This is a genomic window from Rosenbergiella sp. YN46 (genome assembly GCF_036620675.1).
Lineage (GTDB): Bacteria > Pseudomonadota > Gammaproteobacteria > Enterobacterales > Enterobacteriaceae > Jejubacter.
Map to the genome: position 1 here is coordinate 1 of NZ_JAZHEE010000143.1, position 560 is coordinate 560.

Here is a 560-nt window from a genome sequence, read left to right on the forward strand (position 1 = left end):
GAATCCGAGTCGCTGTCAGAGTCGGAATCGCTATCTGAATCAGCATCGCTGTCCGAATCCGAGTCGCTGTCAGAGTCGGAATCACTGTCTGAATCCGAGTCGCTGTCCGAATCCGAGTCGCTGTCAGAGTCGGAATCGCTGTCTGAGTCAGAATCACTATCTGAATCAGCATCGCTGTCTGAATCGGAGTCGCTGTCCGAATCCGAGTCGCTGTCAGAGTCGGAATCACTGTCTGAATCGGAGTCGCTGTCGGAGTCAGAATCACTATCTGAATCGGAGTCGCTGTCAGAGTCCGAGTCGCTATCGGAGTCAGAATCGCTGTCCGAATCGGAGTCGCTGTCGGAGTCAGAATCACTATCTGAATCAGCATCGCTGTCTGAGTCGGAGTCGCTATCTGAATCAGCATCGCTGTCAGAGTCGGAATCACTATCTGAGTCTGCATCGCTGTCCGAATCCGAATCGCTGTCTGAGTCGGAATCACTGTCGGAGTCAGAATCGCTGTCCGAATCGGAGTCGCTGTCGGAGTCAGAATCACTATCTGAATCAGCATCGCTGTCTGA

General features: G+C 52.9%; 1 protein-coding gene. It reads right to left on the reverse strand.

The window, feature by feature from the left end; translation table 11 throughout:
• The coding region (locus V3W49_RS22935; protein WP_500148283.1) for a hypothetical protein at nucleotides 1-560 on the reverse strand (560 nt) is incomplete at both ends.